The sequence below is a fragment of the Brevibacillus sp. RS1.1 genome, from assembly GCF_013284365.1.
GTDB classification, from domain to species: Bacteria; Bacillota; Bacilli; order Brevibacillales; family Brevibacillaceae; genus Brevibacillus; species Brevibacillus brevis_D.
Map to the genome: position 1 here is coordinate 540,470 of NZ_JABSVA010000004.1, position 24,008 is coordinate 564,477.

22 protein-coding genes and 1 pseudogene are annotated in these 24,008 nt (G+C 45.4%); 15 read left to right on the forward strand and 8 right to left on the reverse strand.

Annotated features, from left to right (window positions below):
• Positions 1-83 precede the first annotated feature (83 nt).
• Entirely contained in the window at positions 84-956 is an 873-nt protein-coding gene (locus tag HP570_RS16740) for a LysR family transcriptional regulator (protein ID WP_173626447.1), read from the reverse strand.
• Positions 957-1,106: 150 nt separating this feature from the next.
• Between HP570_RS16740 and HP570_RS16745 the strand changes: the two genes are divergently transcribed.
• On the forward strand, positions 1,107-1,697 hold the full coding sequence (locus HP570_RS16745; protein ID WP_173626448.1) for a DJ-1/PfpI family protein: 591 nt from the start codon (positions 1,107-1,109) through the stop codon (positions 1,695-1,697).
• Positions 1,698-1,752: 55 nt separating this feature from the next.
• Here the strand turns inward: HP570_RS16745 and HP570_RS16750 are convergent, their stop codons facing one another.
• A complete protein-coding gene (locus HP570_RS16750; RefSeq protein WP_173626449.1) occupies positions 1,753-3,093 on the reverse strand; it encodes an erythromycin esterase family protein in 1,341 nt (446 codons plus the stop codon).
• A gap of 259 nt (positions 3,094-3,352) precedes the next feature.
• On the opposite strand from HP570_RS16750, the gene HP570_RS16755 reads away from it, so the two are divergent.
• The gene (locus tag HP570_RS16755; protein ID WP_173626450.1) at positions 3,353-3,511 is read left to right on the forward strand and encodes a hypothetical protein; all 159 of its coding nucleotides are present in this window, start codon (positions 3,353-3,355) and stop codon (positions 3,509-3,511) included.
• A gap of 29 nt (positions 3,512-3,540) precedes the next feature.
• On the opposite strand, the gene HP570_RS16760 is transcribed toward HP570_RS16755, so the two are convergent.
• Positions 3,541-3,996: a DeoR/GlpR family DNA-binding transcription regulator gene (locus HP570_RS16760; RefSeq protein ID WP_254495312.1), complete on the reverse strand. Its 456-nt coding sequence runs from the start codon at positions 3,994-3,996 to the stop codon at positions 3,541-3,543.
• Positions 3,997-4,179: 183 nt separating this feature from the next.
• Complete coding sequence (locus HP570_RS16765; protein WP_142497347.1) at positions 4,180-5,052, reverse strand: LysR family transcriptional regulator; 873 nt, start codon at positions 5,050-5,052, stop codon at positions 4,180-4,182.
• 150 nt (positions 5,053-5,202) lie between these two features.
• Between HP570_RS16765 and HP570_RS16770 the strand changes: the two genes are divergently transcribed.
• A complete protein-coding gene (locus HP570_RS16770; RefSeq protein WP_173626451.1) occupies positions 5,203-5,793 on the forward strand; it encodes a DJ-1/PfpI family protein in 591 nt (196 codons plus the stop codon).
• Between the two features lie 55 nt (positions 5,794-5,848).
• On the opposite strand, the gene HP570_RS16775 is transcribed toward HP570_RS16770, so the two are convergent.
• Positions 5,849-7,195 (reverse strand): erythromycin esterase family protein, encoded by a 1,347-nt coding sequence (locus HP570_RS16775; RefSeq protein ID WP_173626452.1) that lies wholly within the window; start codon positions 7,193-7,195, stop codon positions 5,849-5,851.
• Positions 7,196-7,453: 258 nt separating this feature from the next.
• Between HP570_RS16775 and HP570_RS16780 the strand changes: the two genes are divergently transcribed.
• Positions 7,454-7,612, forward strand: a complete 159-nt coding sequence (locus HP570_RS16780; protein WP_172801873.1) for a hypothetical protein — start codon at positions 7,454-7,456, stop codon at positions 7,610-7,612.
• Between the two features lie 29 nt (positions 7,613-7,641).
• Here the strand turns inward: HP570_RS16780 and HP570_RS16785 are convergent, their stop codons facing one another.
• On the reverse strand, positions 7,642-9,432 hold the full coding sequence (locus HP570_RS16785; protein ID WP_173626453.1) for a helix-turn-helix transcriptional regulator: 1,791 nt from the start codon (positions 9,430-9,432) through the stop codon (positions 7,642-7,644).
• Positions 9,433-9,693: 261 nt separating this feature from the next.
• Here HP570_RS16785 and HP570_RS16790 point away from each other — a divergent pair, with 261 nt between their 5' ends.
• Entirely contained in the window at positions 9,694-11,868 is a 2,175-nt protein-coding gene (locus HP570_RS16790) for a serine hydrolase domain-containing protein (RefSeq protein WP_173626454.1), read from the forward strand.
• Positions 11,869-12,287: 419 nt separating this feature from the next.
• Here the strand turns inward: HP570_RS16790 and HP570_RS16795 are convergent, their stop codons facing one another.
• Positions 12,288-13,439 (reverse strand): serine hydrolase domain-containing protein, encoded by a 1,152-nt coding sequence (locus HP570_RS16795; RefSeq protein ID WP_173626455.1) that lies wholly within the window; start codon positions 13,437-13,439, stop codon positions 12,288-12,290.
• A 309-nt stretch (positions 13,440-13,748) separates the two neighbouring features.
• On the opposite strand from HP570_RS16795, the pseudogene HP570_RS30065 reads away from it, so the two are divergent.
• From HP570_RS30065 to HP570_RS16830, 8 genes and pseudogenes are all read left to right on the forward strand, one after another.
• Positions 13,749-13,962: pseudogene (locus HP570_RS30065) on the forward strand (DUF4158 domain-containing protein); the annotation flags it as partial.
• Between the two features lie 328 nt (positions 13,963-14,290).
• Positions 14,291-15,499: an MFS transporter gene (locus tag HP570_RS16800; protein ID WP_173626456.1), complete on the forward strand. Its 1,209-nt coding sequence runs from the start codon at positions 14,291-14,293 to the stop codon at positions 15,497-15,499.
• 25 nt (positions 15,500-15,524) lie between these two features.
• A complete protein-coding gene (locus tag HP570_RS16805) occupies positions 15,525-16,220 on the forward strand; it encodes a substrate-binding domain-containing protein (RefSeq protein WP_254495313.1) in 696 nt (231 codons plus the stop codon).
• A 155-nt stretch (positions 16,221-16,375) separates the two neighbouring features.
• Complete coding sequence (locus tag HP570_RS16810) at positions 16,376-16,819, forward strand: MarR family winged helix-turn-helix transcriptional regulator (protein WP_173626457.1); 444 nt, start codon at positions 16,376-16,378, stop codon at positions 16,817-16,819.
• A 51-nt stretch (positions 16,820-16,870) separates the two neighbouring features.
• Positions 16,871-17,812, forward strand: coding sequence for a ring-cleaving dioxygenase (locus HP570_RS16815; RefSeq protein WP_173626458.1), 942 nt, complete (start codon positions 16,871-16,873; stop codon positions 17,810-17,812).
• Positions 17,813-17,827: 15 nt separating this feature from the next.
• Positions 17,828-18,889 carry an LLM class flavin-dependent oxidoreductase gene (locus HP570_RS16820; protein ID WP_173626459.1) on the forward strand — a complete coding sequence of 354 codons (1,062 nt, stop codon included), beginning with the start codon at positions 17,828-17,830 and terminating at the stop codon, positions 18,887-18,889.
• 220 nt (positions 18,890-19,109) lie between these two features.
• Entirely contained in the window at positions 19,110-21,329 is a 2,220-nt protein-coding gene (locus HP570_RS16825; RefSeq protein WP_173626460.1) for a tetratricopeptide repeat protein, read from the forward strand.
• A 21-nt stretch (positions 21,330-21,350) separates the two neighbouring features.
• On the forward strand, positions 21,351-21,983 hold the full coding sequence (locus HP570_RS16830; protein ID WP_173626461.1) for a DUF1266 domain-containing protein: 633 nt from the start codon (positions 21,351-21,353) through the stop codon (positions 21,981-21,983).
• A 49-nt stretch (positions 21,984-22,032) separates the two neighbouring features.
• On the opposite strand, the gene HP570_RS16835 is transcribed toward HP570_RS16830, so the two are convergent.
• Complete coding sequence (locus tag HP570_RS16835) at positions 22,033-22,629, reverse strand: TetR/AcrR family transcriptional regulator (RefSeq protein WP_015893990.1); 597 nt, start codon at positions 22,627-22,629, stop codon at positions 22,033-22,035.
• A gap of 156 nt (positions 22,630-22,785) precedes the next feature.
• Here HP570_RS16835 and HP570_RS16840 point away from each other — a divergent pair, with 156 nt between their 5' ends.
• Positions 22,786-23,355: a hypothetical protein gene (locus HP570_RS16840; protein ID WP_173626462.1), complete on the forward strand. Its 570-nt coding sequence runs from the start codon at positions 22,786-22,788 to the stop codon at positions 23,353-23,355.
• Positions 23,352-23,990, forward strand: a complete 639-nt coding sequence (locus tag HP570_RS16845) for a GNAT family N-acetyltransferase (protein ID WP_142497334.1) — start codon at positions 23,352-23,354, stop codon at positions 23,988-23,990. Before HP570_RS16840 ends, HP570_RS16845 begins: the two co-directional genes overlap by 4 nt.
• Positions 23,991-24,008: the final 18 nt, after the last annotated feature.

Here is a 24,008-nt window from a genome sequence, read left to right on the forward strand (position 1 = left end):
ATGTCAAACAATTTATGAAATTTTCCGAAAATAAAACCAGCTTGCTCTGGTTCTCGACCCAAACAGACTGGTTGGTTGCCTCTTTACCCGATATCTCGACTTTCCAGCATGAGATCAATAAACTTCTTATGCGCCCGTGAGAGCCACTTGTTTTTATGGTAGGCAATTTGCGCATAGAACAACAGCTCTTCCTCGCACGCTATCATTTTCACTTTTTGCTCATTCAACAAGGCTTCGACGCTAATATACGGCATCAAGCTCACGCCTAGCCCGTTCGCCACACTCTGCTTGATCGCTTCCATACTGGAGAATTCCAGGTGATGCTTCGGCTTGATCTCTCTTTTTTCCAGGAAGCGTTGAAAAAACCTACGCAGAGCACAATGCTCTCCGCTGAAAATCATACATTCCTCGCCAGCATCCTCTATTTTTTCAAACGAATGATCGCGCCCACCGATAAAAACCAGTCGCTCGGTAGAGAACAGCTCCACGACCAGATTCGGATCATCGAGCTTTGGCTCCAGCGTGATCACGATATCCAATAGACCATCATGTAGCTTTTCCCGCAGTCGACTACAGTCGTCCATTACAAATGAAATATTCACCCCCGGGTAGCTCGCTCTGTACTTGGACAAAATGTCACCCAGCCGATAGATCGTAATCGTCTCCGAGGCTCCGATGCGTAACTCGCCTTGCAGTGATTGCTCATTTGCCGATATATCCTTGATCTTGGCATAGGAAACCAGCAGCTCCTCGACATACGTGTACAGCTCGCGGCCATAGGCGGTTAGCTGAATTTTCTTTCCCAGTCGATCAAACAGAGGGACACCCATTCCTTCTTCCAGCTGTTGAATATGGGATGTAATCGTCGCCTGTGAATATTGCAGCGCTTGTGCCGCCTTCGTAAAGCTGTTGAAATCGACGACTGCCTTAAAGGTTTGAAACTGGCGAATCTCCATCCCCACTCCCCCTTGCCTGCATGTTTTATCATTAGAAATCCTGAAGATCATCTTCAGAACTTTCATTTTTACTAATAACTAATGATAGCATATGATTCTTGGTAAGTACCGGTATGGCTTGAACGATTCAAACAGAGGGGCTGATTTTCGATGAAAAAAGTGTGCTTGTTATTACCGAATGGCTTTGAGGCAGTAGAGGCTAGCGTATTTACAGACGTAATCGGCTGGAACAAGGAAGAGGGCGACGGAACAACGGAGCTGGTGACGGTGGGCACGCGCAAGGAGTTGAAATGCACGTGGAATTTTACTGTGATTCCCGAAATGGTGATCGAGGATGCGGATGTAAATGACTTCGATGCACTGGCACTGCCTGGCGGTTTTGAGCAGGCGGGGTTTTATGAAGATGCTTATCGCGAGGACGTTCTCGCTTTCATACGTGAATTTGAAAAGCAAGGCAAAGTGATCGCCTCCATCTGTGTAGGCGCATTGCCTCTCGGGAAAAGCGGGATTTTGCAAGGACGAAAGGCAACGACTTACAACCTGAACAACCAGTTGCGGCAAAAGCAACTAGCTGCGATGGGTGCCAATGTCATCCCTGACCAATCCATCGTGGTCGACAACAATATTATCACCTCGTACAATCCATCGACCGCTTTTGATGTGGCATTCACCTTGCTGGAGTCGCTGACATCCCGCGAAAACACCGACAATGTGAAACGCTTGATGGGGTTTCTTGTATAATAAAACCGGCATTCTGCCCAGTGCTCTTGGGTAAATGCCGGTTTCTTTCTGCTATTTAACGAACAAGCTTGCCAGCGCTCACTGTGTCTATATGAATGAGAATATCAAATGTTTGCCCAAGCGCAGTTGTTACAAGGTTTGGTGTGTTTGGATTAGCAGAACCGCGTCCGTTCAAAAACGGCCGTTCTTCCTCTAACCATTTTTGGGTGAGACCTGTAGCATTCCGTAAATCAACAAAGTATTGATCCTTTGAGACTTGATCCAGGGTGTGATTGGATGTTTTTGGATCACTCGATTCAATGGTAACTGGAACAATTTTATTTTCAAGGTTATACGCGTTGAAATCGCCTTTCCCGAATGAGGTTCCAATCGTTACATATTTCTTACCATAATGGTCCAGTAAATGCTGACCGGCGAGCTTCGGGTATACATCCGGCACTATATTGCTCTTTGCGATGTGCCCATTGTGCCCCCATACGATTGTTTTTCCTAGCTGTTCATGAGCCCACTTCGCATTCTCAAACATCGCGATATCATGCCTCAAAAATACTTCTGATGGATTCTCCGAGAAGTCGAAATACATGCCAGTAAATTGCTCAATGACCTTGGCGTGTTGCTTGATCTTTGCAAACTCCTCGGATTGGCCGTTCAGACTGCTTTTGTTTTGTTCCAATATTTTTGTGATTTCTTTCGCTTGCTCATGATGTTTTTTCTGAATGGCATCTGGCAAAGATGTATAGGTTTCCAGATCCTTCGTAACTTCGGCAAGTTCCTTCATTTTTTTATCCACACGGGGCAGCAGGTCAGGCTTATATTCTTTTATATACTGTCTGATCTCATCGTATACATTTTCGCTGACGTTTTGTACATCCATCCCGACCACCCGCAGTTTCTCTTCGTTCTCGGGATCGGCATTGTACTCACGCATCCATTCCAGCATGTCTACGATTTCTTGTGTTTGAAATAGGGGCATTAGATATTCACTCGGATTCCCTTCTCCTGTGAGAACGTAATGATCAAGTTCCAATGCGTTGCCCCAGTTTTCTTCTAATACAAGGGTGGTAAAGCCCATTTCCATGACGAGAAATTCAACAAACCGGTGTTTCATCGTAAAAATTTCACGACTGCCATGATTGGCCTCACCTAAACCTACGATTGAAGCAGAACCGATCATGTCGCGCAGCGGCTCAATATCTTCAAGATCAGTCCCAGGCTCAGCGCTATTCAATTCAAAAGATTTCAGCTCTAACCATTCTTTTGGACTTAGATTTTTTGCCTTCTTCCCTTGTTGTTCGCTGTCCATCTCGGTTAATGGAGCTGCATACGTGGCATGGGCGCCTGTTAAAAGTAGACCACAAATCGATACCGCGACGACGCTACTTCTGTAAAAGTTCATTTCTCTCTCCTCCTAAAATCTTCGTTTGCCCAAAGTATGGTCCGGGCACTGCCTGTACAACAAGTAACGTTTTGTCATAAATTTCAAACGCCCAGCTGCCAACGGTTTCTCCCTCCCCCATATGACAATTTGTCATCAAAAAAAGCACCGGATCTTGAAGATCGGTACTTTTGAAATAGCATTTCCAATGTCATATGCTACAATCGGGGATAAGAATAGGCCATCCATCGCACCCTACCTTCTAAAGGAGTGGTGAATCATGGATAATAAAAAGCGTTCCTCTGAGCACGATCCAACGATTGCGCCAAGTATGTACGGTCATGATCCATTAGAAGAAAAAGCGACAGAAAAAGAAGTGGAAAAAGGGGATTACACAAAGGTAACGCGGCTATTCTTGGATCGAACGCCGGAAGAGTAAAGACGGGATTTCTCCCGTCTTTTTGTCATCTATAGAAATGATTTGTGGCGCATCTCTCCACCGATCAAGATGACGTGATGCTTACCTTGACTGTTCAGCTCCATCGCGATGTTGACCGCATTCGTCACGACCGTCAGATCATTCAGGCCGCGCAGCAGCTTGGCGAGCTCCATCATCGTGGTCCCTGCCCCGAGAATAACCGTGTCCCCCGGCTGTATGTGCGACAGCGCTTGATGGGCAATCGCTTGCTTCTCTTCACTTCTCTCTTCCAGCTTCTCTGTAAAACTGCGCTCCAATGGCAAGAAATTCGTAATCGTCGCGCCTCCATGAATGCGCGTCAGCAGACCATCGTTTTCGAGCTTGATCAAATCTTTTCGGATCGTTACTTCCGACACATCCAGCGCCAGACTCAATTGGCTGACGGTTACGCTCTGTTCTGCTTTCAATTGTTCGAGGATCTTGCTGTGCCGTTCGGCTGCCAGCATATGACTTCACTTCCTTACGATATTAAAATATATAGTTTCGTTTTATTTCTAATTGCCTTTCGTTTACTTTCATTTTGATCTTAGCACTGTAGAAAAACGAATGTCAAACAATTTATGAAATTTTCCGAAAATAAAACCAGCTTGCTCTGGTTCTCGACCCAAACAGACTGGTTGGTTGCCTCTTTACCCGATATCTCGACTTTCCAGCATGAGATCAATAAACTTCTTATGCGCCCGTGAGAGCCACTTGTTTTTATGGTAGGCAATTTGCGCATAGAACAACAGCTCTTCCTCGCACGCTATCATTTTCACTTTTTGCTCATTCAACAAGGCTTCGACGCTAATATACGGCATCAAGCTCACGCCTAGCCCGTTCGCCACACTCTGCTTGATCGCTTCCATACTGGAGAACTCCAGGTGATGCTTCGGCTTGATCTCTCTTTTTTCCAGGAAGCGTTGAAAAAACCTACGCAGAGCACAATGCTCCCCGCTGAAAATCATACATTCCTCGCCAGCATCCTCTATTTTTTCAAACGAATGATCGCGCCCCCCGATAAAAACCAAACGTTCCGTAGAGAACGGCTCCACGACCAGATTCGGATCATCGAGCTTTGGCTCCAGCGTGATCACGATATCCAATAGACCATCATGCAGCTTTTCCCGCAGGCGGCTGCAGTCGTCCATTACAAATGAAATATTCACACCCGGGTAGCTCTCTCTGTACTTGGACAAAATGTCACCCAGCCGATAGATCGTAATCGTCTCCGAGGCTCCGATGCGTAACTCGCCTTGCAGTGATTGCTCATTCGCCGATATGTCCTTGATCTTGGCATAAGAAACCAGCAGCTCCTCGACATACGTGTACAGCTCGCGGCCATAGGCGGTTAACTGAATTTTCTTTCCCAGTCGATCAAACAGAGGAACACCCATTCCTTCTTCCAGCTGTTGAATATGGGATGTAATCGTCGCCTGTGAATATTGCAGTGCTTGTGCGGCCTTCGTAAAGCTGTTGAAATCGACGACTGCCTTGAAGGTTTGAAACTGGCGAATCTCCATCCTCGCTCCCCCTTACCCGCATGTTTTATTATTAGGAATCCTGAAGATCATCTTCAGAACTTTCATTTTTACTAATAACTAATGATAGCATATGATTCTTGGTAAGTACCGGTACGGCTTGAACGATTCGAACAGAGGGGCTGATTTTCGATGAAAAAAGTGTGCTTGTTATTACCGAATGGCTTTGAGGCAGTAGAGGCTAGCGTGTTTACAGACGTAATCGGCTGGAACAAGGAAGAGGGGGACGGAACAACGGAGCTGGTGACGGTGGGCACGCGCAAGGAGTTGAAATGCACGTGGAATTTTACTGTGATTCCCGAAATGGTGATCGAGGATGTGAATGTAAACGACTTTGATGCGCTGGCACTGCCTGGCGGTTTTGAGCATGCAGGCTTTTATGAAGATGCTTATCGCGAGGACGTTCTCGCTTTCATACGTGAATTTGAAAAGCAAGGCAAAATGATTGCCTCCATCTGCGTGGGTGCTCTGCCCCTCGGGAAAAGCGGGATTTTGCAAGGACGAAACGCAACGACCTACAACCTGAATAACCAACTGAGACAAAAGCAGCTGGCAGCGATGGGTGCCACTGTTATCCCTGACCAATCCATCGTCATCGACAACAATATCATCACCTCGTACAATCCATCGACCGCTTTTGATGTGGCATTCACCTTGCTAGAGTCGCTGACATCCCGCGAAAACACCGACAATGTTAAACGCTTGATGGGGTTTCTTGTATAATAAAACCGGCATTTTGCCCAGTGCTCTTGGGTAAATGCCGGTTTCTTTCTGCTATTTAACGAACAAGCTCGCCAGCGCTCACTGTGTCTATATGAATGAGAATATCAAATGCTTGCCCAAGCGAAGTTGTTATAGAGTTTGGTTTGCTTGGATCAGCAGAACCGAATCCAATCAAAAACGGCCGTTCTTCCTCTAACCATTTTTGGGTGAGACCTGTAGCATTCCGTAAATCAACAAAGTATTGATCCTTTGAGACTTGATCCAGAGTATGATTGAATGTTTTTGGATCATTCGATTGAATGGTAGCTGGAACAATTTTATTTTCAATGTTAAACGCGTTATAATCGCCTTTCCCAAATGAAGTTCCAATCGTTACATATTCCTTTCCATAATGCTCCAGTAAATACTGACCGGCGAGCTTCGGGTATACCTCTTGCAACATATTGTTCTTTGCGATGTGCCCATTGTGACCCCATACGATTGTTTTTCCCAGCTGTTCATGAGCCCACTTCGCATTCTCAAACATCGCGATATCATGCTTCAAAAATAAATCAGATGGATTCTCCGAGAAGTTGAAATACATGCCAGTAAATTGCTCAATGACCTTGGCGTGTTGCTTAATCCTTGCGAACTCCTTGGATTGGCCGTTCAGACTGCTTTTGTTTTGTTCCAATATTTCTGTGATTTCTTTCGCTTGCTCCTGATGTTTTTTCTGAATGGCCACTGGCAAAGCTGAATAGGTTTCCAGGTCCTTCGTAACTTCGGCAAGTTCCTTCATTTTATTATTCACACGGGGCAGCAGGTCAGGCTTATATTTTTTTATATACTGGCTGATCTCATCGTATACATTTTCGCTGACATTTTGTACATCCATTCCGACCACCCGCAGTTTCTCTTCGTTCTCGGGATCGGCATTGTACTCACGCATCCATTCCAGCATGTCTACGATTTCTTTTGTTTGAAATATAGGCATTAGGAATTTACTCGGATTCCCTTCTCCTGTGAGAACGTAATGATCAAGTTTCAATGCGTTGCCCCAGTTTTCTTCTAATACAAGGGTGGTAAAGCCCATTTCCATGACGAGAAATTCAACAAACCGGTGTTTCATCGTATAAATTTCACGACTTCCATGATTTGCCTCACCTAAACCTACGATTGAAGCAGAACCGATCATTTGGCGCAGCGGTTCAATATCTTTAAGATCAGTCCCAGGCTCAGCGCTATTCAATTGAAAAGAGTTCAGCTCTAACCATTCTTTTGGACTTAGATTTTCTGCCTTCTTCCCTTGTTGTTGTTCGCTGTCCGTCTCGGTTAATGGAGCTGTATTCGTGCATCCTGTTATGAGTAAACCACAAATCGATACCGCGACGATGCTACTTCTGTAAAAGGCCGTCAAGTTCATTTCTCTTTCCTCCAAACAACTTTGTATGCTCAAAGTATGGCCCGGGCACTGCCTGTACAACAAGTAACGTTTTGTCATAAGGTTCAGACGCCCTGTTACCAACGGTTTCTCCCTACCCCATATGACAATTTGTCATCAAAAAAGCACCGGATCTTGAAGATCGGTACTTTTGAAATAGCATTTCCAATGTCATATGCTGCAATCGGGGATAAGAATAAGCCATCCATCACACCCTACTGGCAAAAGGAGTGGTGAATCATGGAGAAAAAGCGAGGTTCTGCCGAGCACGAGCCCACAGTAGCGCCAAGCATGTACGGTCATGATCCTTTGGAAGAAAAGGCGACGGAAAAAGAAGTGGAAAAAGGGGATTACACAAAGGTCACGCGGCTGTTCCTGGATCGAACGCCGGAAGAGTAAAGACGGGATTTCTCCCGTCTTTTTGTCATCTATAGGATACTCTCGGTTCGTGCCAATTCAATTGCTTCTTCCCGGTTGCTGACACCGAGCTTCGAGTAAAGAGTGGAACAGTAATTCCGTACCGTTCCCTCCGATAAATATAGTTTGGTGGCAATCGACTTGTAACGAAGCCCATCCGATAAAAGCTGTAAAATCTCCCTTTCCCGTTTCGTTAATCCATACGGATCATTCGGGCTGTACTTCTCTAATTGCTCACGTTGGCGCTTCATCTCTTCAAATACGCGTGTAGCGATCGACTGATCAAGCCACGTTCCCCCGCTATAGATGAGCTTCAGTGCTTCCATCATCTCTTTTGGACGAGTAGACTTCAGCATATATCCTTCCGCCCCGTGCTCCAACGCTGATGCTGCCTGTACCGAATCCTCGAACGTTGTCATGACCACAATCTTCATGTTCGGCCAACGTTCTTTCATTTGAAGGAAGGTCTCCAGTCCGTTCATCCCTTGCATGTGCACGTCCATTAACACGATATCCGGCTGGTGTCGCTCACACTGTTCTAAAGCTTCTTGCCCATCACTCGCTGTACCCACAACGAGAAAGTTGTCCTGCTGGCTTAAGATTTGCTGTAAGCTGTCGGCAATCATCACCTGGTCATCGACAATAAGCAGACGGATACTTCCCTGTCCAGCTTCTGCCTGTATGGGAACATTACAAATGACAACGGTCCCTTGCCCTGATTGTGAATGAACGGACAGCGTACCTTGCTGTTGCTCAAGCCGTTCTTTTATTCCCTTTAGTTCTAAGCCGAATTCGATGGATTCTAGGCCGTTGCCATTCTCTTCGATTTGTAAACGGAGTTGCTGACTTTCGAAATACAGATCAACAGCTATCACACTTGCTTGTCCGTGACGAACCGCATTTGTAAGCAATTCTTGCAGGCAACGATATAAAGAAATGCTCATTTTTTGCATAACGAGCGTCTCACTGCCGATCACACGGAAGTTGACCGTTACACCTGTTGACTTCATAAATTCTTCCGTCAGTTCCAGGAGTGACTCACTTAAAGACTGGTTGAACCGAGCATGAGCATGAGAGAGCTGATGCAAATGCTTTCTGATATCATCCAGGCTGCCCTGTGCTATGGAGACAAGTTTATCAACTCGTTCGACCTGTGAATCAGGAACCGAGGATCGGAGCGACTCAACGCCAACAATCAGAGAGGTTAGCGAATGGCCAATCGTGTCATGTAACTCATGTGACAGCCGATTACGTTCCTCGATCAGTGTCAGCTCCTCGATTTGCTTAATATGCTGCTCCAATAATTGCTTCTGTTCTTGAATGATGCGGCCTTGCTTATGAGACTCAATTAATATGCTAAATGCCATACCAATCGCAAAACCAAAGCTGCAACTAAACATGAACTCGTACGGGAGACGATTGGTAATCAACCCGTTCAAAACCGGAAAAATAATCCCGCTAGTGATTCCCGTCCACATAAACGTTCGGCGACTACTGGCCACACCAATAATGATTACTAGTAAAACGAAAGGCCAAGTCCATCCAGGTGCTACAAAGGCCACAAATAGATAAAAAAAGCCTGTCATTACGACTTCGACTGCTAGATACCAATCTTTTTTTCTATATTGAACGATCAATGGAATGGCATAAACCAAAAGGGCACTAAGGATGATGACTCCGAACGGAACGGCTATCGTAGTCGGATACTTAACATCTGCGATGACGATGATACCTAGCCAAATCGTTCGCAAGGCAAGAATCACCCAATTGTACCAGAACCATTTTTTTATGTTGAATAACATTTGTCATGTACTCCTGCTCATTTGAATGGTAAGGAATTTCCCGAATGTTTCTGACTCATCATGCATCATTATTTCCCGATTCGTCAAGCAGAATGAGCCGTGTCATATAGCTCCTATGACATTTTATCATGCCGCAAATATGATCGGTTAGCACGATGTCATACATAGATAGAACGGTATTGTCACTATGTGATTTTACAGCCCTGAGAATAAGGTGGATGTGTAAAGACAACACATTTCAACTTACAGGAGCGATGAGAAATGAAACCATTCCCTATGCAAAAAGGAGCGTCCCTTACGTTATCTGCATTATTGATAGGAACGCTGATACTTCCTACTTACGGTTGTGCGGAAGCAAGTGTGGACCAAGCAATCACGCAACAAAAGGAAACGGATCATGCCAAAATAAAAGAAGCGATTGATAAAGCTGCTGCCAGCGAAAACATTCCAGGTGTCCTCTTTGCAGTAAAGAAGGGAAATGATTTCTGGTCGTATGCTTCCGGAGAAGCGAATATAGAAAGTAAGAAACCGATGGAAGCTGACTTTTCATTTCGAATCGGGAGTTTAACGAAAACGTTCGTCGGTGTAGTGACCCTGCAACTAGCTGAGGAAAAGAAGCTAAGCCTCGATGACTCGTTGGAAAAATGGCTCCCAGGTGTCGTCCAAGGAAACGGATATGACGGTAACAAAATTACGATTCGTCAGTTATTAAATCATTCGAGTGGAGTGGCAGACTACTTAGATGATGAACTCAAGGAAAGTATAATCCAGAACTCCACTCAAACGTTTACAGCAGAACAACTCATTTCTCGCGCATTAAAGCATACACCGACCACGGGTGGCTATTCGAATACGAATACAGTGCTGATGAAACTCGTTATCCAAAAGGTCACAGGAGAAACGGTTGCCGAACAAATCAAGAAACGAGTGATTGAGCCGCTTCAACTAACAGAAACGTTTTTCCCGGATCACTCACAATCCATTCCGAAAAACAGTCCGAATGGATACTTTAACAATGCCGGTACATTAATGGATATAACTGACCTTAACCCTTCGTTTGCAGACGCAGCAGGGGCTATGATCTCGACTACGAAAGATTTAACAACGTTCTTTAGCGCTTTATTGGGCGGAAAATTGTTAACACCTGAGATGCAGAAAGAAATGTTAACCACTGTTTCTAATCCATACGGAAAATTCGGACTCGGTATTCAGGAAGTAACATTGCCGGATGGCACTACCATATGGGGCCATCAAGGCGGCATTCCTGGATTCACCAACTTCGCAGGTGGAACAAAAGACGGCAAGCACGTGATCGCGATGAGTATCAATGCATTAGGAGATACTGTTTCTCATATGGAGAACATCCAGATGACTGAATTCTCGGGACAAGCCAAGCAACCATCCACCCCGGATCAAGCAGCTCAAAAACATGGGAAAGAAATGAAGGACTTCATTGATCAGAAAGCAAAAGTTGAGGGAGTCCCTGGAATAATCGCTGCTGGGTTAAGAGACGGAGAATACTGGTCTTATGCAGCGGGTGTAGCCAACCTCGATCATAAAAATCCGATGGAACCAGACTTTACTTTCCGTATTGGCAGTGTCACAAAGGCGTTTGTTGCTACCCTTGTCTTACAGTTGGCTCAGGAGAAAAAGCTGAATCTGGATGACTCGGTAGAAAAATGGCTCCCAGGTGTGGTAAAGGGTAATGGGTATGACGGCAACAAAATCACGATTCGTCATTTATTGAACCAAACGAGCGGGATTGCAAGCTATACGAGTACAGACATGCGGTACGCTACCTCATTCCCTCAATATACCGTTAATGACCTTGTACGTATGGGACTGGCTAAGCCGCCAGTATTTCAACCAGGGGCAGGCTTTGACTATTCGAATACAAATACCGTACTAGCTGGTCTTATTATTCAAAAGGTGACAGGAGAAACGTACGATGTGCAGATGAAGAAACGGATCCTCGACCCGCTTCAGATGACAAATACATCCTTTAGTGGTAGTAATCCAAAAATCCCGGGCAAGCATGCCACAGGCTATAGCATGAATCGGGAAGGGAAACTGTTTGATTTCACAGAGTATAATCCTTCATTCGCGAATGCTGCGGGGGAAATGATTTCGACAGGGAAAGATTTGACCACCTTTTTTAGTGCGCTTTTGGGTGGGAAATTATTAAATGACGAGATGATGAAGCAGATGACAACAGGTGTGGAATCGCCTTTTGGCAAATATGGATTGGGAATTTACGGGGTGACACTGCCGAGCGGAAAGACCTATTGGGTTCATGGAGGCGGCATTCATGGGTTTGAAACGTTAGCGGGTGGTACCTTAGGCGGGAAGGATATTATGGTGACGAACATCAATGCCGTCGGTCCAGAACCTGTCGTCGCTAATCAAGCCATGTTCGAAAAGGAATTTAGCCGTTAAGTTAAGAAGGAAAATTGATAGAAGGCTTTTGCCTTGGGAACTCCAAGAGCAATAAGCCTTTTTCCTATTCAATTATTATCTATAAATTTATTTGTGATTATGCTACTAAAACATAATTTGTTTTATCGATACTCGACCTTAGAATAGCAACTGTATCCCAATCAAAAAATATGTAACTAAACTTCGCATATGTTTGGGCTGGCCCAAGATTGCACCCGTATCCATCGGTAATCCGATCAGGAAAATGTCCCATGCGTTCGCGCAGGTGTGAGTTATAACGTAAATTGAGACTGTTTATAAGATAGTTTGAGACTGTTTATCTCGGACATTCCGTCGCGGGCAGAGGAAACGGTCGGGGCCGAGATGGCAGCAAGCTGGCACCAGAATAGGAAATTTCCAGTGCCAGCTTGCTGGTGTTCTTAATGTGATGAAGAGCCAATGAGTTGCTCGGCAATGCTTTTGGAAAGAGTCAACGTATTAATTTCAGAAGGCATCGCATTGATATTAAGGGTTTGTACATAATCCCCGCCGCGAGTTCCACCTGTGAACGTTGCGAATCCTGGAACGTTGCCGCCATGCCCCCAAATCGTAATACCATTCGTCAGCTTTGTTCCAACGATCCCCAAGCCGTATTCACCTGCTGGAGTTTCAACCCCAGTTAACATCTGATCTAAAGTAGCTGGTTTTAATAACTTGCCACTAAGTATAGCACTGAAGAATGTATTCATATCATCCGCTGTGGAGATCATAGATCCCGCAGCATCTGCCCAAGAGGGATTCATTTCGGTTCTGTCTATGAATTGACCGTCGAGTACGAAGTATCCTCGTGCATGTTCACCTGGAATAAACGAGTAGTCGTCGGGTACATAAGTGCTCGTTAGGTTAAGGGGAGCTATGAAACGTTTCCTAATATGTTCCCCGTATGTTTCTCCAGTAGCCTTCTTAATAATCATCCCTGCCAGTACCGTATTCGTATTGGAATAAACCCATTTCTCTCCAGGCTTAGAGGTTGCCTTCATGTTCAGTGCAGTACGAACTAATTCGTCAGCAGTAAAGGAATGTAACGGGTTTGGGAGAAATTTATCGAGAAAATCCTTGTGGTCTGAATAGTCAGGAATACCGCTTGTTTGGTTTAATAGTTGCCGAATCGTGATATGATCCCCTTCATATTCAGTACCCTTAACAACATCAGGCAGCCATTTTTCTATCGTGTCATCCAGGTTCAGTTTTTGTTCATCAACAAGCTGAAGAACGACCATTGCAGTAAACGTCTTTGTTAGACTACCGATCCGGAAAGTAAAGTTCGTCTTAACCGGGTCAGTACCGTAAATGCTTGCTTCACCGGAAGCATATGCCCATTTTGATCCTTTGTTTGAGGAAGCTACAATTATGCCCGGTATATTTTGATGGTTAGCAGCTTCATCGATAAGTTGCTTGGCTTTGGTCTGCGAAGCTTGACTGTAAGTAGTAACGAGGGGATCCGCCTGCTTTGCAAAACCAGTTCCTTGTAATGGCAGTAATAGAGTCGCGGTAATCATTGTCGATACAGTGAGCATAGAAATTTTGTTCATTTCGTTTCTCCTTTTGATTAAAGAATCGTATTATTCATTCATTCGTTGCGAAGCGATTTGTCTCCCCGAGTATTGCAAAGTAATTGTCATACTGCCAAGATGCCATTATGTCACCATGATGCGTTTTTACTGTCATATGACAGCTTATCGCCCGATTAGGACGGGATTATGATGGTATCATTAGGGAATGGAAGTCCGGATCAATCACAGCCACCGAATGTATGAAGCGCCTTAACCTAAAATCCAATACCTTTTATCGACGTGTAAAGGAATATGAAAATCAGATAGATCCTATGAGGAGAGGAACACATGGCATCTATTGAACGTACTGCCTACCCGCGATTTAAAAGAAACCCTACTTCAAAAGAGCTCCATGAAGTATATACACCCACATCAAGAAATGCAGTTCGCTCATTCAGTAGCCCGTGGATCAGCCCCGGTTATGAGCCTACTGGTCATGATGAAGTCTTTTCAACGCCTTGGGTACTTCCCACGTCCAAAAGATATACCGCCTATCATAGTTAAGTAATCATTAATGAAAAAGGGGAACCTACCCTCAAACGTATATCGAAAAAGGAAGGTTCTCCAACTCTAAAAGCGCTGGAATCTACGATTACAAGAAAGAAATATTCTTGACATCCTCTGTAATGTTGAACACTGGACTCAATGGACGAGGCATTTTGGACCTTTATCTGGCTCGGCTGTACCCCATATAATTACTGGACAAAATCCCCAGTCTACACTCGCTGTCACAGAAGCAGTAATAAGCAGATTAGGTGAATAATACACGTGAGGCTGATAGACGAAACACATATCAGCCTTTTCTTTACACGAAAGGAGGGCTACTTACAGTGGCAACAGAAAATATGACCCGTCACTATGAACAGGCACAGGCTACTCGCAAAGGGTCAACTCTCGCCTTGTACGCTCTGACTCTTGGAGCATTTGCGATCGGGATGACAGAGTTCATCATTATGGGACTGCTTTCCGAGGTAGCCACCAGTCTGAACGTCTCCATCCCGATGGCTGGATTCCTGATTACCGGATATGCATTGGGTGTCGCTATCGGCGCTCCCATCATTACGATGGCTACCCACAGAATGCCGCGCAAAGCACTTTTGCTATTTCTTATGATTTTATTTATCGCGGGAAATGCGCTAGCCGCTCTCGCACCAAACTATACGGTTTTGATGTTGGCTCGCATCCTGGCTGCTCTTACTCACGGATCGTTCTTCGGTGTGGGTTCGGTCATTGCCGCTGAGCTGGTTCCCAAGGAAAAACGCGCGGGTGCCATCGCGATCATGTTTACCGGACTGACACTCGCCAATATTTTGGGTGTACCGATTGGAACGTTTCTCGGGCAAGCGTACGGCTGGCGCTCTACCTTCTGGGCAATCACGATGATTGGGATCATTGCGTTGATCGGAATCGTTATGCTCGTTCCGAAGGTCACCAGTGCAACATCTAGTCTGCGGCAAGAGCTCGGCGTGCTCAAACGCCCAGCGGTTCATATCGCGCTTTTGATGACCGTATTCGGATTTGGTGGCGTATTTACTGCGTTTACGTACATTTCACCAATCCTGGTGGATATCACGGGCTTTTCCCCCAGCTCTGTTTCGTACATCCTCGTCCTGTTCGGCGTAGGGATTACGATCGGGAATATTTACGGAGGAAAATTGGCAGACCGCAAGCTGTTTCCTTCCTTGCTCGGGATACTTGTCGCACTGGCGCTCGTTCTCGCCGTGTTCAGCTTTACGGATCAACATAAGCTCCTCACCCTAATGACCGTATTCCTTTTGGGGATTGCCGCATTTGGTACGGTTCCTGGCTTGCAGCTCCACATGCTGAACACAGCCAAGGAAGCACCTACGCTCGCTTCGACACTGAACATCGCGGCCTTCAATCTGGGAAATGCGCTTGGTGCCTATATCGGGGGCGTTGTGATCGATTTTAACTTTGCAGGAGGTCTTTCTGCCGTTCCTTGGGTCGCTTCACTCGTGACGGTCATCGGAATTTTGTTTACGATATGGGGAGCGCAACACCAGAAACGTCACAGGTAAGAAAGGATAGCCAACATGGTGGACTTTGAATGGTACCGTAGCTTTATCACAGGTGGTTCCGCTCATCGAAGCTTTGGAAGAAACCACGCAAACGCTCAAATCGAACGCGGCCACATCTTTACCCGTGATTCGGATCGGGTCGGCGCATGAGTTTTTCCGGGAGAAGCTAGCTCCGCACATCGGAAGCTTCCAAATGCGCGTCATCGCCTATCTCGGTGTCGCTTCCAAGATACTCGAATTCCTGCTGGAGGAAAAAGTAGACCTCATCGTCATGTCGCAAAAGCTTTCCGCGCCAGGCGTCGAATATATTCCGTACATGCAAGAGGAATTTGCTTTGGTGGCACCTCCCGATTTCAGGGAACCAACGTTTAACGACAAGGATTCTTTAGAAGCATGGTTATGCTCCCAGCCATGGATCAGCTATGATTTGGATTTGCCGATCATCCGCCGTTTTTGGCGCGAGCATTTCCAAAAGCATCCACAAACGCATCCGACACACGTCGTACCCGATTTGCACGGTGTACTGAAGGCTATTGAGCACGGCGCAGGCATCAGCCTGTTGCCTACGTTCATGCTGGATGACCATTTATCCAGAAACAAAGTAAAGATCATGTACCCGTCCTATACGGTTCATAATGACCTATACTTGGCCTACCAGGTGAAAAACCGGAAGCTGCCTCATCTGAAGACATTGATTGAAGCGTTGAAAAAGGCGGTTTAGTCTACACTTTCGTCCAAGCTAGAAAACAAGGCTGTCGTCCTTTCCTGGATAACAGCTTTGTTTTTATCTCTTTTTTTCAGACAAACGAAACGCTTGCTTTTTTATCAATTGAGTAGTAAAGTGATAATAAGCTCAGCGAAGGGAGGCAAACTAACATGCGTAATAACACCATCGGCTCATTAATCTGGTTACGCTTGATGCGGTTTACCACCCAAAGCAACCAGCTATCAAATGAGTTTCTCAAACGCTTCGATTTAACAACAGCGCAATTCGATGTCCTGATGCAAATAAGCGTCTACCAGCCTCTCACCCAGTCGGAGTTAGCTGAGAAGGTAACCGTTACACAGGGTGGTATTTCTCGAATGCTCGCAAGACTTGAAAAAGAGGGCTACATTGTACGCAAGCAGGATTGGAAAACGAAAACGATCAGCCTTACCGAAAAAGGGGAAGCCGTACTGGAACAAGCCTTTCCTGAACAACTAGCGTTTCAGTCGTCATTCTTTGATGAGGTACTAAGTGAAGAAGAACAAAAAACGCTTTACTCCCTAATGACACGCGTCCATAAGCATAGCCAAAAAAAGGAATTACCGCCTGAGTAATTTTTTTTAATCAATCACTTGATTAGTCAAGTTAAACAAGGAGGAACTACCATGCACACCATTCCAGGCCATCACCATGTATCTATGTTAACCAAACATGCTCCATCGAATAATCACTTTTACCAAAACGTATTGGGACTGCGCAGAGTGAAGAAAACCGTCAACCAAGACGATCCTTCGATGTATCACCTGTTTTATGGAGATTTGACAGGCAGTGCCGGAACAGAATTGTCGTTTTTTGAAATGCCGATGGTAGGAAAAACCGTACGCGGCACGAACGCGATCACTCGAATCGGACTGCTCGTTCCGTCACTGGAGAGCTTGACCTTTTGGAAAAAGCGCTTCGAGCAACTAAATGTTCACCATGGCGACATTACCAAGTACGCTGGCCGCGATACCTTACATTTTGAAGACCCGGAAGGCCTGCGTCTGATCCTGATCAATAACAACGGCGAAGGAGTTCCATCGAATTGGGCTCCATGGGACGAATCCGTGGTCGAAGAAAAGCATCGCATCTTGGGAATCGGCACGGTTGAGATTACCGTCCGCTCCTTGGACAAATTAGCCAGTCTGTTAACAGACACATTCGGTTATACCGAAGTATCACGCTCAGAACAAGAAGCCATTTATCAATCTGTCCCAGGGAAATCCTTTGGAGAAATTGTCATCAAACAGGAAGACGGCTCACCTGAAAAACCCGGTCGAGGAAGCGTTCATCACTTGGCGATTCGTGTGAGCAACGATGAGGAGCTGCATTACTGGGATAACGCCGTTCGGCAACGCGGCTTCCGTTCAACAGGGATTATTGATCGATTCTATTTCAAGAGCTTGTATTTCCGAGAATCAAACGGCATCTTGTTCGAAATTGCAACAGACGGTCCTGGCTTCACAGCAGATTCAACCGTCGAGGAGCTCGGAAAAGCTTTGGACTTACCTCCATTCCTCGAGGAACGCCGTGCAGAAATTGAAGCGAAATTGACACCGATAGACTAAAAGGAGTGAATCAACATGGAACAATATCGTATCGACGCCAAAAAGGGACTTGAATTCGGCTTATATTCGATTGGCGACCATGTCCCGAATCCACACACTGGCTCCAAGATTTCTCCTGAACAGCGAATCAAGGAACTAATCGAGGCAAGCAAGTTGGCAGATGAAGCAGGCCTTGATGTATTCGCTGTCGGCGAAAGCCACCAGACGTATTTTACGACGCAGGCGCATACCGTCATTCTGGGTGCGATCGCACAAGCTACGAAGAACATTAAGATCGCTAGCTCCGCCACTGTATTGAGCACATCCGATCCGGTCCGCGTGTACGAGGATTTTGCTACCTTGGATCTGATCTCCAATGGCCGGGCAGAAATTGTTGCCGGACGCGGTTCCCGAGTAGGAGCATATAGCCTCCTCGGCTACGATGTGCGCGACTATGAGGAATTGTTTGAAGAAAAAATGGACCTTCTTCTCAAGCTAAATAACGAAGATCGCGTTACGTGGGAAGGGCAGTTCCGTGCACCGCTACAAAATGCAACGATCCTGCCGCAGCCTTTACAAGGACGTCTGCCCATCTGGCGTGCTGTAGGGGGACCACCTGCAAGTGCGATTAAAGCCGGTCAAGCTGGCGTGCCTATGATGCTGACCACACTCGGAGGTCCTGCCATCAACTTCAAAGGCTCCGTCGATGCTTACCAGGAGGCTGCGAAGCAAAATGGTTTTGACCCAGCGACTCTGCCAGTAGCGACAACCAGTTTGTTTTATACAGCTGACAAAACTTCGGATGCGCTTCGCGAGTTCTATCCGCATCTAAATGGCGGGTTTATCGCATTGCGTGGCGGTGGCTATCCGAAGCAACAGTTTGCACAGTCTGTCGATTATCGTGATGCATTAATGGTAGGCAGCCCTGACGTCATCATCGAAAAAATGCTTTACCAATACGAAATGTACGGACAACAACGCTTCATGGCGCAAATTGATTTCGGCGGTGTACCTTTTGATAAAATTGCGAAAAACATTGAACTGATCGCAACGGAAATCTTGCCAGAAGTGAAAAAGCATACCACCACCAAATCGTAACAAAAAGCCTATGAAAATCATCGTCTTCAGTGACGGTTATCTCAAATTAGAGACACTTGATACGGCTTGCTGACCGAAAGCTTCCAAGACGCGGATCTTCTTCTCCCAAGGAAAGAAGGTCTGCCTTTTTTATTTTTTCCATGATAGTTAAAATTATCCTCATTAGATTATAATCATGAAGCAACAGATGAATCACACGTAAAAGGTGGCGTGACGACTTGTGAATATTTGGAGGATACTGGACATTGATCCTACCGAAGATATTTCGACGATAAAAAAAGCCTATGCGAAAAAGCTAAAGCTGCACCACCCGGAAGATGATCCGGAGGGCTACCAACAACTGCGAGAAGCATACGATCTGGCTATTAAAATGGCAAAGAAGGGTCAGGGAAAACCAAAGGCAGAAGTGACATCCATAGCCGATGCAGAAACCCCTGTACAACCGGAAGAGGATACTCCCATTCTCACTGTTCCACGTCGGCTGTCCTTTCAACATATTGACGCCGCACCAGATCGCAATGATCCGGTTGAACAGACAGACACTTTCATAGAAGAGGATACTCCCATTCTCACTGTTCCACGTCGACTGTCCTTTCAACATATTGACGCCGCACCAGATCGCAATGATCCGGTTGAACAACTAGACACTTTCATAGAAGAGGATACTTCCATTCTCACTGTTCCACGTCGGCTGTCCTTTCAACATATTGACGCCGCACCAGATCGTAATGATCCGGTTGAACAGATAGACACTTTCATAGAAGAGGATACTTCCATTCTCACTGTTCAACGTCGGCTGTCCTTTCAGCATATTGACGCCACACCAGATCGCAATGATCCAATTGCACAGCTAGACAGTTTTATGGAGCAAGTAAAAGCTTTGTACGACGATTTCCCTTCCAGAATTAATCCTGAAAATTGGACAAAGCTGCTCCGTTCTGACTTAGTGTGGAATATAGATCTGAGAAGAATCGTCAGTGATCGCCTGTTTCACTTTCTACACGAGCACCACCATTTGCCCAAAAGCGTCTGGTTAATACTAGAGGATGGCTTTCAATGGCGGGAGCTTATTCAAGAGCCTTTTTATATGGACAAGCACTCGAAAAATTTTTGCCAATACTATCTGAAGCAGCTAGACGAGCCAGGATTGCGTTTTGATACTTTGCTTGCAGCTCCCCATCTCAATCGTGATCTATTTTTGTCTTACCGCGATGCAGCTTATCAAGCCTTGAAAGAAAATCAACTGGAGCAAGCAAGCAACTCACTTAACGCGGCTATTGCCTTATTTGCGGATGACCCCGAATTGCTTCGCCTTCAGGGAGAGTATTGCCAGCGAGTCGGTGACACGGCTGGTGCACTCGACGCTTATTCCCGAATCATTAGCATTCAGCCAGACGATATCGACAGCTACCTGGCTCGAGCCTACATATGGTACCACAAACAACATGTCACCGAGGCTCAGAAGGAATGCGAGTACATCTTGTCTCAACTCCCAACCCATCCAGAAGCATTGAGCCTGCTCGGAAAGTGTCAACTGAAGCTGGGTAATGAAGCTCAGGCAAAAGTCACATTTGAACAGCTGCTCGCAGCCAGTCCACTCGATTACGAGGCGCTCATTTTGCTCACCCAGATTCGTGGAAACATGCTGAAACAAGTCAAGAAGCTGCCAGCCAAAGAACGAAAGCATGCCCTGCAGCAATTGACTTCGGAGCTGGGAGAACGGAAAGACTTGAATAAACAAATAAGGCCAGCCATTCATTTTCAAGTAGCCATAGCTACAGTGACACTTGCTCTCATCATGCTTTTTCAATCTCTTCTATACAACGCATATGTAGATCATACGAAGTCCACTCCTATTTCTAATGCAGAGCTTCATCAGAATGGACTGGTCAAATTATCATCACCAGAGGATTTAAAACAGATTGGACCCAACCAATTCGTTCAGGCCAAGTTAACGAATCTCCGTAGTCTGAACATCTATCAGTATACGAAAACAGATAAAGACGGAAATAGCTACACGGCATACGAAAATTATTTGACGCTTAATGAAACCGGAGACATAGGAAAAATTAATCCTTCAGGCTACGTAAAAATCGGCTACTTGGGCGATACACCCATCCTCGTCATTACGAAGTATAGTACGATCGAGATTGAAAAAACCGGAATATTAGAATTTGAAATGGGCCAGGTAATGGATATACCGCCTAAGGTATTGACGGACACAAAGAAAATGTTACAGGATTTGGAACTGACTTCATTGTTCGATTTCAACAAGCTCAATCAGAATCAAATGATTGAGGTAAAGTATTTGACGATCCCGACGATCCCGAGCCCGAGCCCGCCGTTAGAGATTTATTTCTATGGGCTGATTCTCTTGGTCTTGTGTCGGTTCTTCTTTGGTTCACTGTACAAGCTGTATATCATCACTCGAGTCTATTAACAAGGAGTGAACTTTTCATACATGTTCACATTCAAGCGTAAAAAGGAAAAACAATTTCACTTCTTTACCGGCAGTATGAATTCAGCTATTGCGATTGGGTCAGATACAGTCTACATCGAAATAAAAGATAACTATAGCAAACGGGGAATAAGAGACGCCGCAAGTCAGAAAGAGAGACTATCGTGGATGCTAAAAGAAGGCGAGCGGAAAGAATTTGCCCGGCTTCACCATTTCTTATCAGCCTTATCAGAGTCAGGACGAGTTGAATATATCAACTCTCTGGAACCAGATCCGGATCGCGTCGGCAAGGCAAAGATTGTTCATTACTATCTGCGAAGACTCCCAGCTGAAGGGATCGCCGCCTATGATTATGCCTGGGCCTCCTACTTGAGTGGTACGAGATGGGAAGGCGGCTATATCAGCAAAGAGGAAGCTCGGCAGTTTAAGCTACAGGCTGTGAGACAAGCGCAGCAAGCCTATAACAACTGGAGCGAGTTTATCACAGCATATATCGCCGGTTATCAATTTATGACTACGCAAACATCGCTGGATCACCTGCGCCAAAATGATTGGAATTTTTCACGCTCCCTTGTTTCCAAACACTGCATGCTATCTAAATCTAACTGGCATACCGACTTTTCAAATTTTAGCTAATAAATAAAAGCTCTTCCCATTTTGGGTGAAGAGCTTTTTTACTTTCGTCCTACTTCTGCTTCTGCCCCACCAGCCCAAAGAAAAACATATCCACCCATTGCTCCATACTTAGCGTTACTCGCTCACGATCCGATGCTTCCCAATGACGTCCCAGCTCATTTTTGTACATCGTAAAGTACATCATCATCATTTCTTCTGTCAGATCACCCTGAATATAACCTTCCTGCTTCCCAAGCGCGACAAACTTCGTAAAAAAATGCCTGATTTTTTGCTCGTATTCACTTTCGATTCGTTGCAGCAAACCACTTAGTTCAGAAAAGGGGGCGTTCTGAAGCTCGTCCGTGAGGGTATGCAAATTCTTGGATTCCAACAGCATGATGTCCTTTGTCTTTTCAGGAAAAGAACTCCCCGAATCGAGAATTCTCTCGTACTGCTCCAACTGCTTGTCCATCCAGTTCATTAGCATGTCCGCGTAGAGCTGTTCTTTTGTCCCAAAGTAGTTATAAATGGTCGCCGGAGAAACCTTCGCGTTCTGCGCAATTTCATTTACGCTGACTTTTTGGAAGCCATGCTTGGAGAACAATTGAAAAGCGGCGCTGTATATTTGATCGATTTTGTTCTGTTTTCGTCGTTCGAATCCATTCATCTTCTCCACCTCTTTCTGTAGTGTAGCTCAGGTTTTAGAGCAATTCAATGAATTCACTACAAAACGATTGAAATGGACTGACTTTGATAGTTATAATTGTTTTGTAGTGAATGAGTATATTTACTACATATTTCGAGGGGTAGGAGTGAATTTATCATGAAACAAATACGGATTCCCACTTTTCTGCATGATGTCTTCGGTGAAAAGCAGAGCATTGGCTCGATCGCAGCCATCCTGCTGTTCGGCGGAGTCCTGACCACTGCTCTCTATTTGCGATTCCCAGAACTCACGGAGAGCTTGCCCATTTGGCGCAGCACGCTGGCACTGTTGCTTGTATTCGATATATTTTCTGGCTGCCTAGCTAATTTTACGATCTCAACCAGCAATTTTTATGCCGCACGTAAAAAAAATCGCATCGTCTTCATTGGCATTCACGTCCATATCATCCTGGTTGCCCTTCTCTTACAACAAAACCTCGCGTATTCCATAGGGGTATGGGCTTATACGATTGTAGGAGCTTTTGCTGTGAATGCTCTTTTTGGAAATCGTTCGCAGCTGTTTGTTGCAGGCATTCTCCTGTCTGTTGGTCTTGGCTGGATACCATTGCTGCCGGGGATGCATCCGTTTCTGTTGATCACCTGCTTATTCTTTATGGTAAAAGTCTTATTTAGCTTCGCTGTCAATCATTATGGGAAAGTAATCGATGACACAGGTACAGAAAAATGAAGACTTCCTACCGCCTTTCCAAACTCACAAAGTCGGATAAACCCGCATTCGTATCACTCATGAGCAGGGCATTTTCGCGTGATCCTTTCTTTTTGCACGTATTTGGGGATTCAGAGCTCGATCATACAGCAAGAAAAAGCGTTACAGCCTTTCTATCTTTTCTGTTTGATAAAAGCTTTCTGTTTCACGAGGAAGTGTGGGGCATTTTTGACGAGGACAGCTTGCTAGGCACTTACGTCGTCGAGAAACCACAAACAAACAAGCATTCGAATATAAAAGGGGGGCTCCTATTAATCGGTAGATTGATCCCGTTAGTATTTCAACTTTCTGGAAAAACACTGATACTCCTTAATTCCTATATGCGCATCACACGTTCTGCCGCTCCTCCATGGAATCATCACTACCTCATTATGATTGGCGTAAAACCGGAGGCTCAAGGCAAGGGAGTCGGCAAAACCCTGATGCAACACCTGTTTCAAACCATAAAGGAGGACCACGAATCGCAGGGAATCGCACTGGATACGGAAAAGGAAGGGAATGTGGGTTTGTATCAAAAGCTCGGATTTACGTTACAAGAACAAACCAAAATCGATGATGTCCCTGTGTATTGTATGGTCTATCAAAAAAATCGATAGAATGACGGATACATGCTG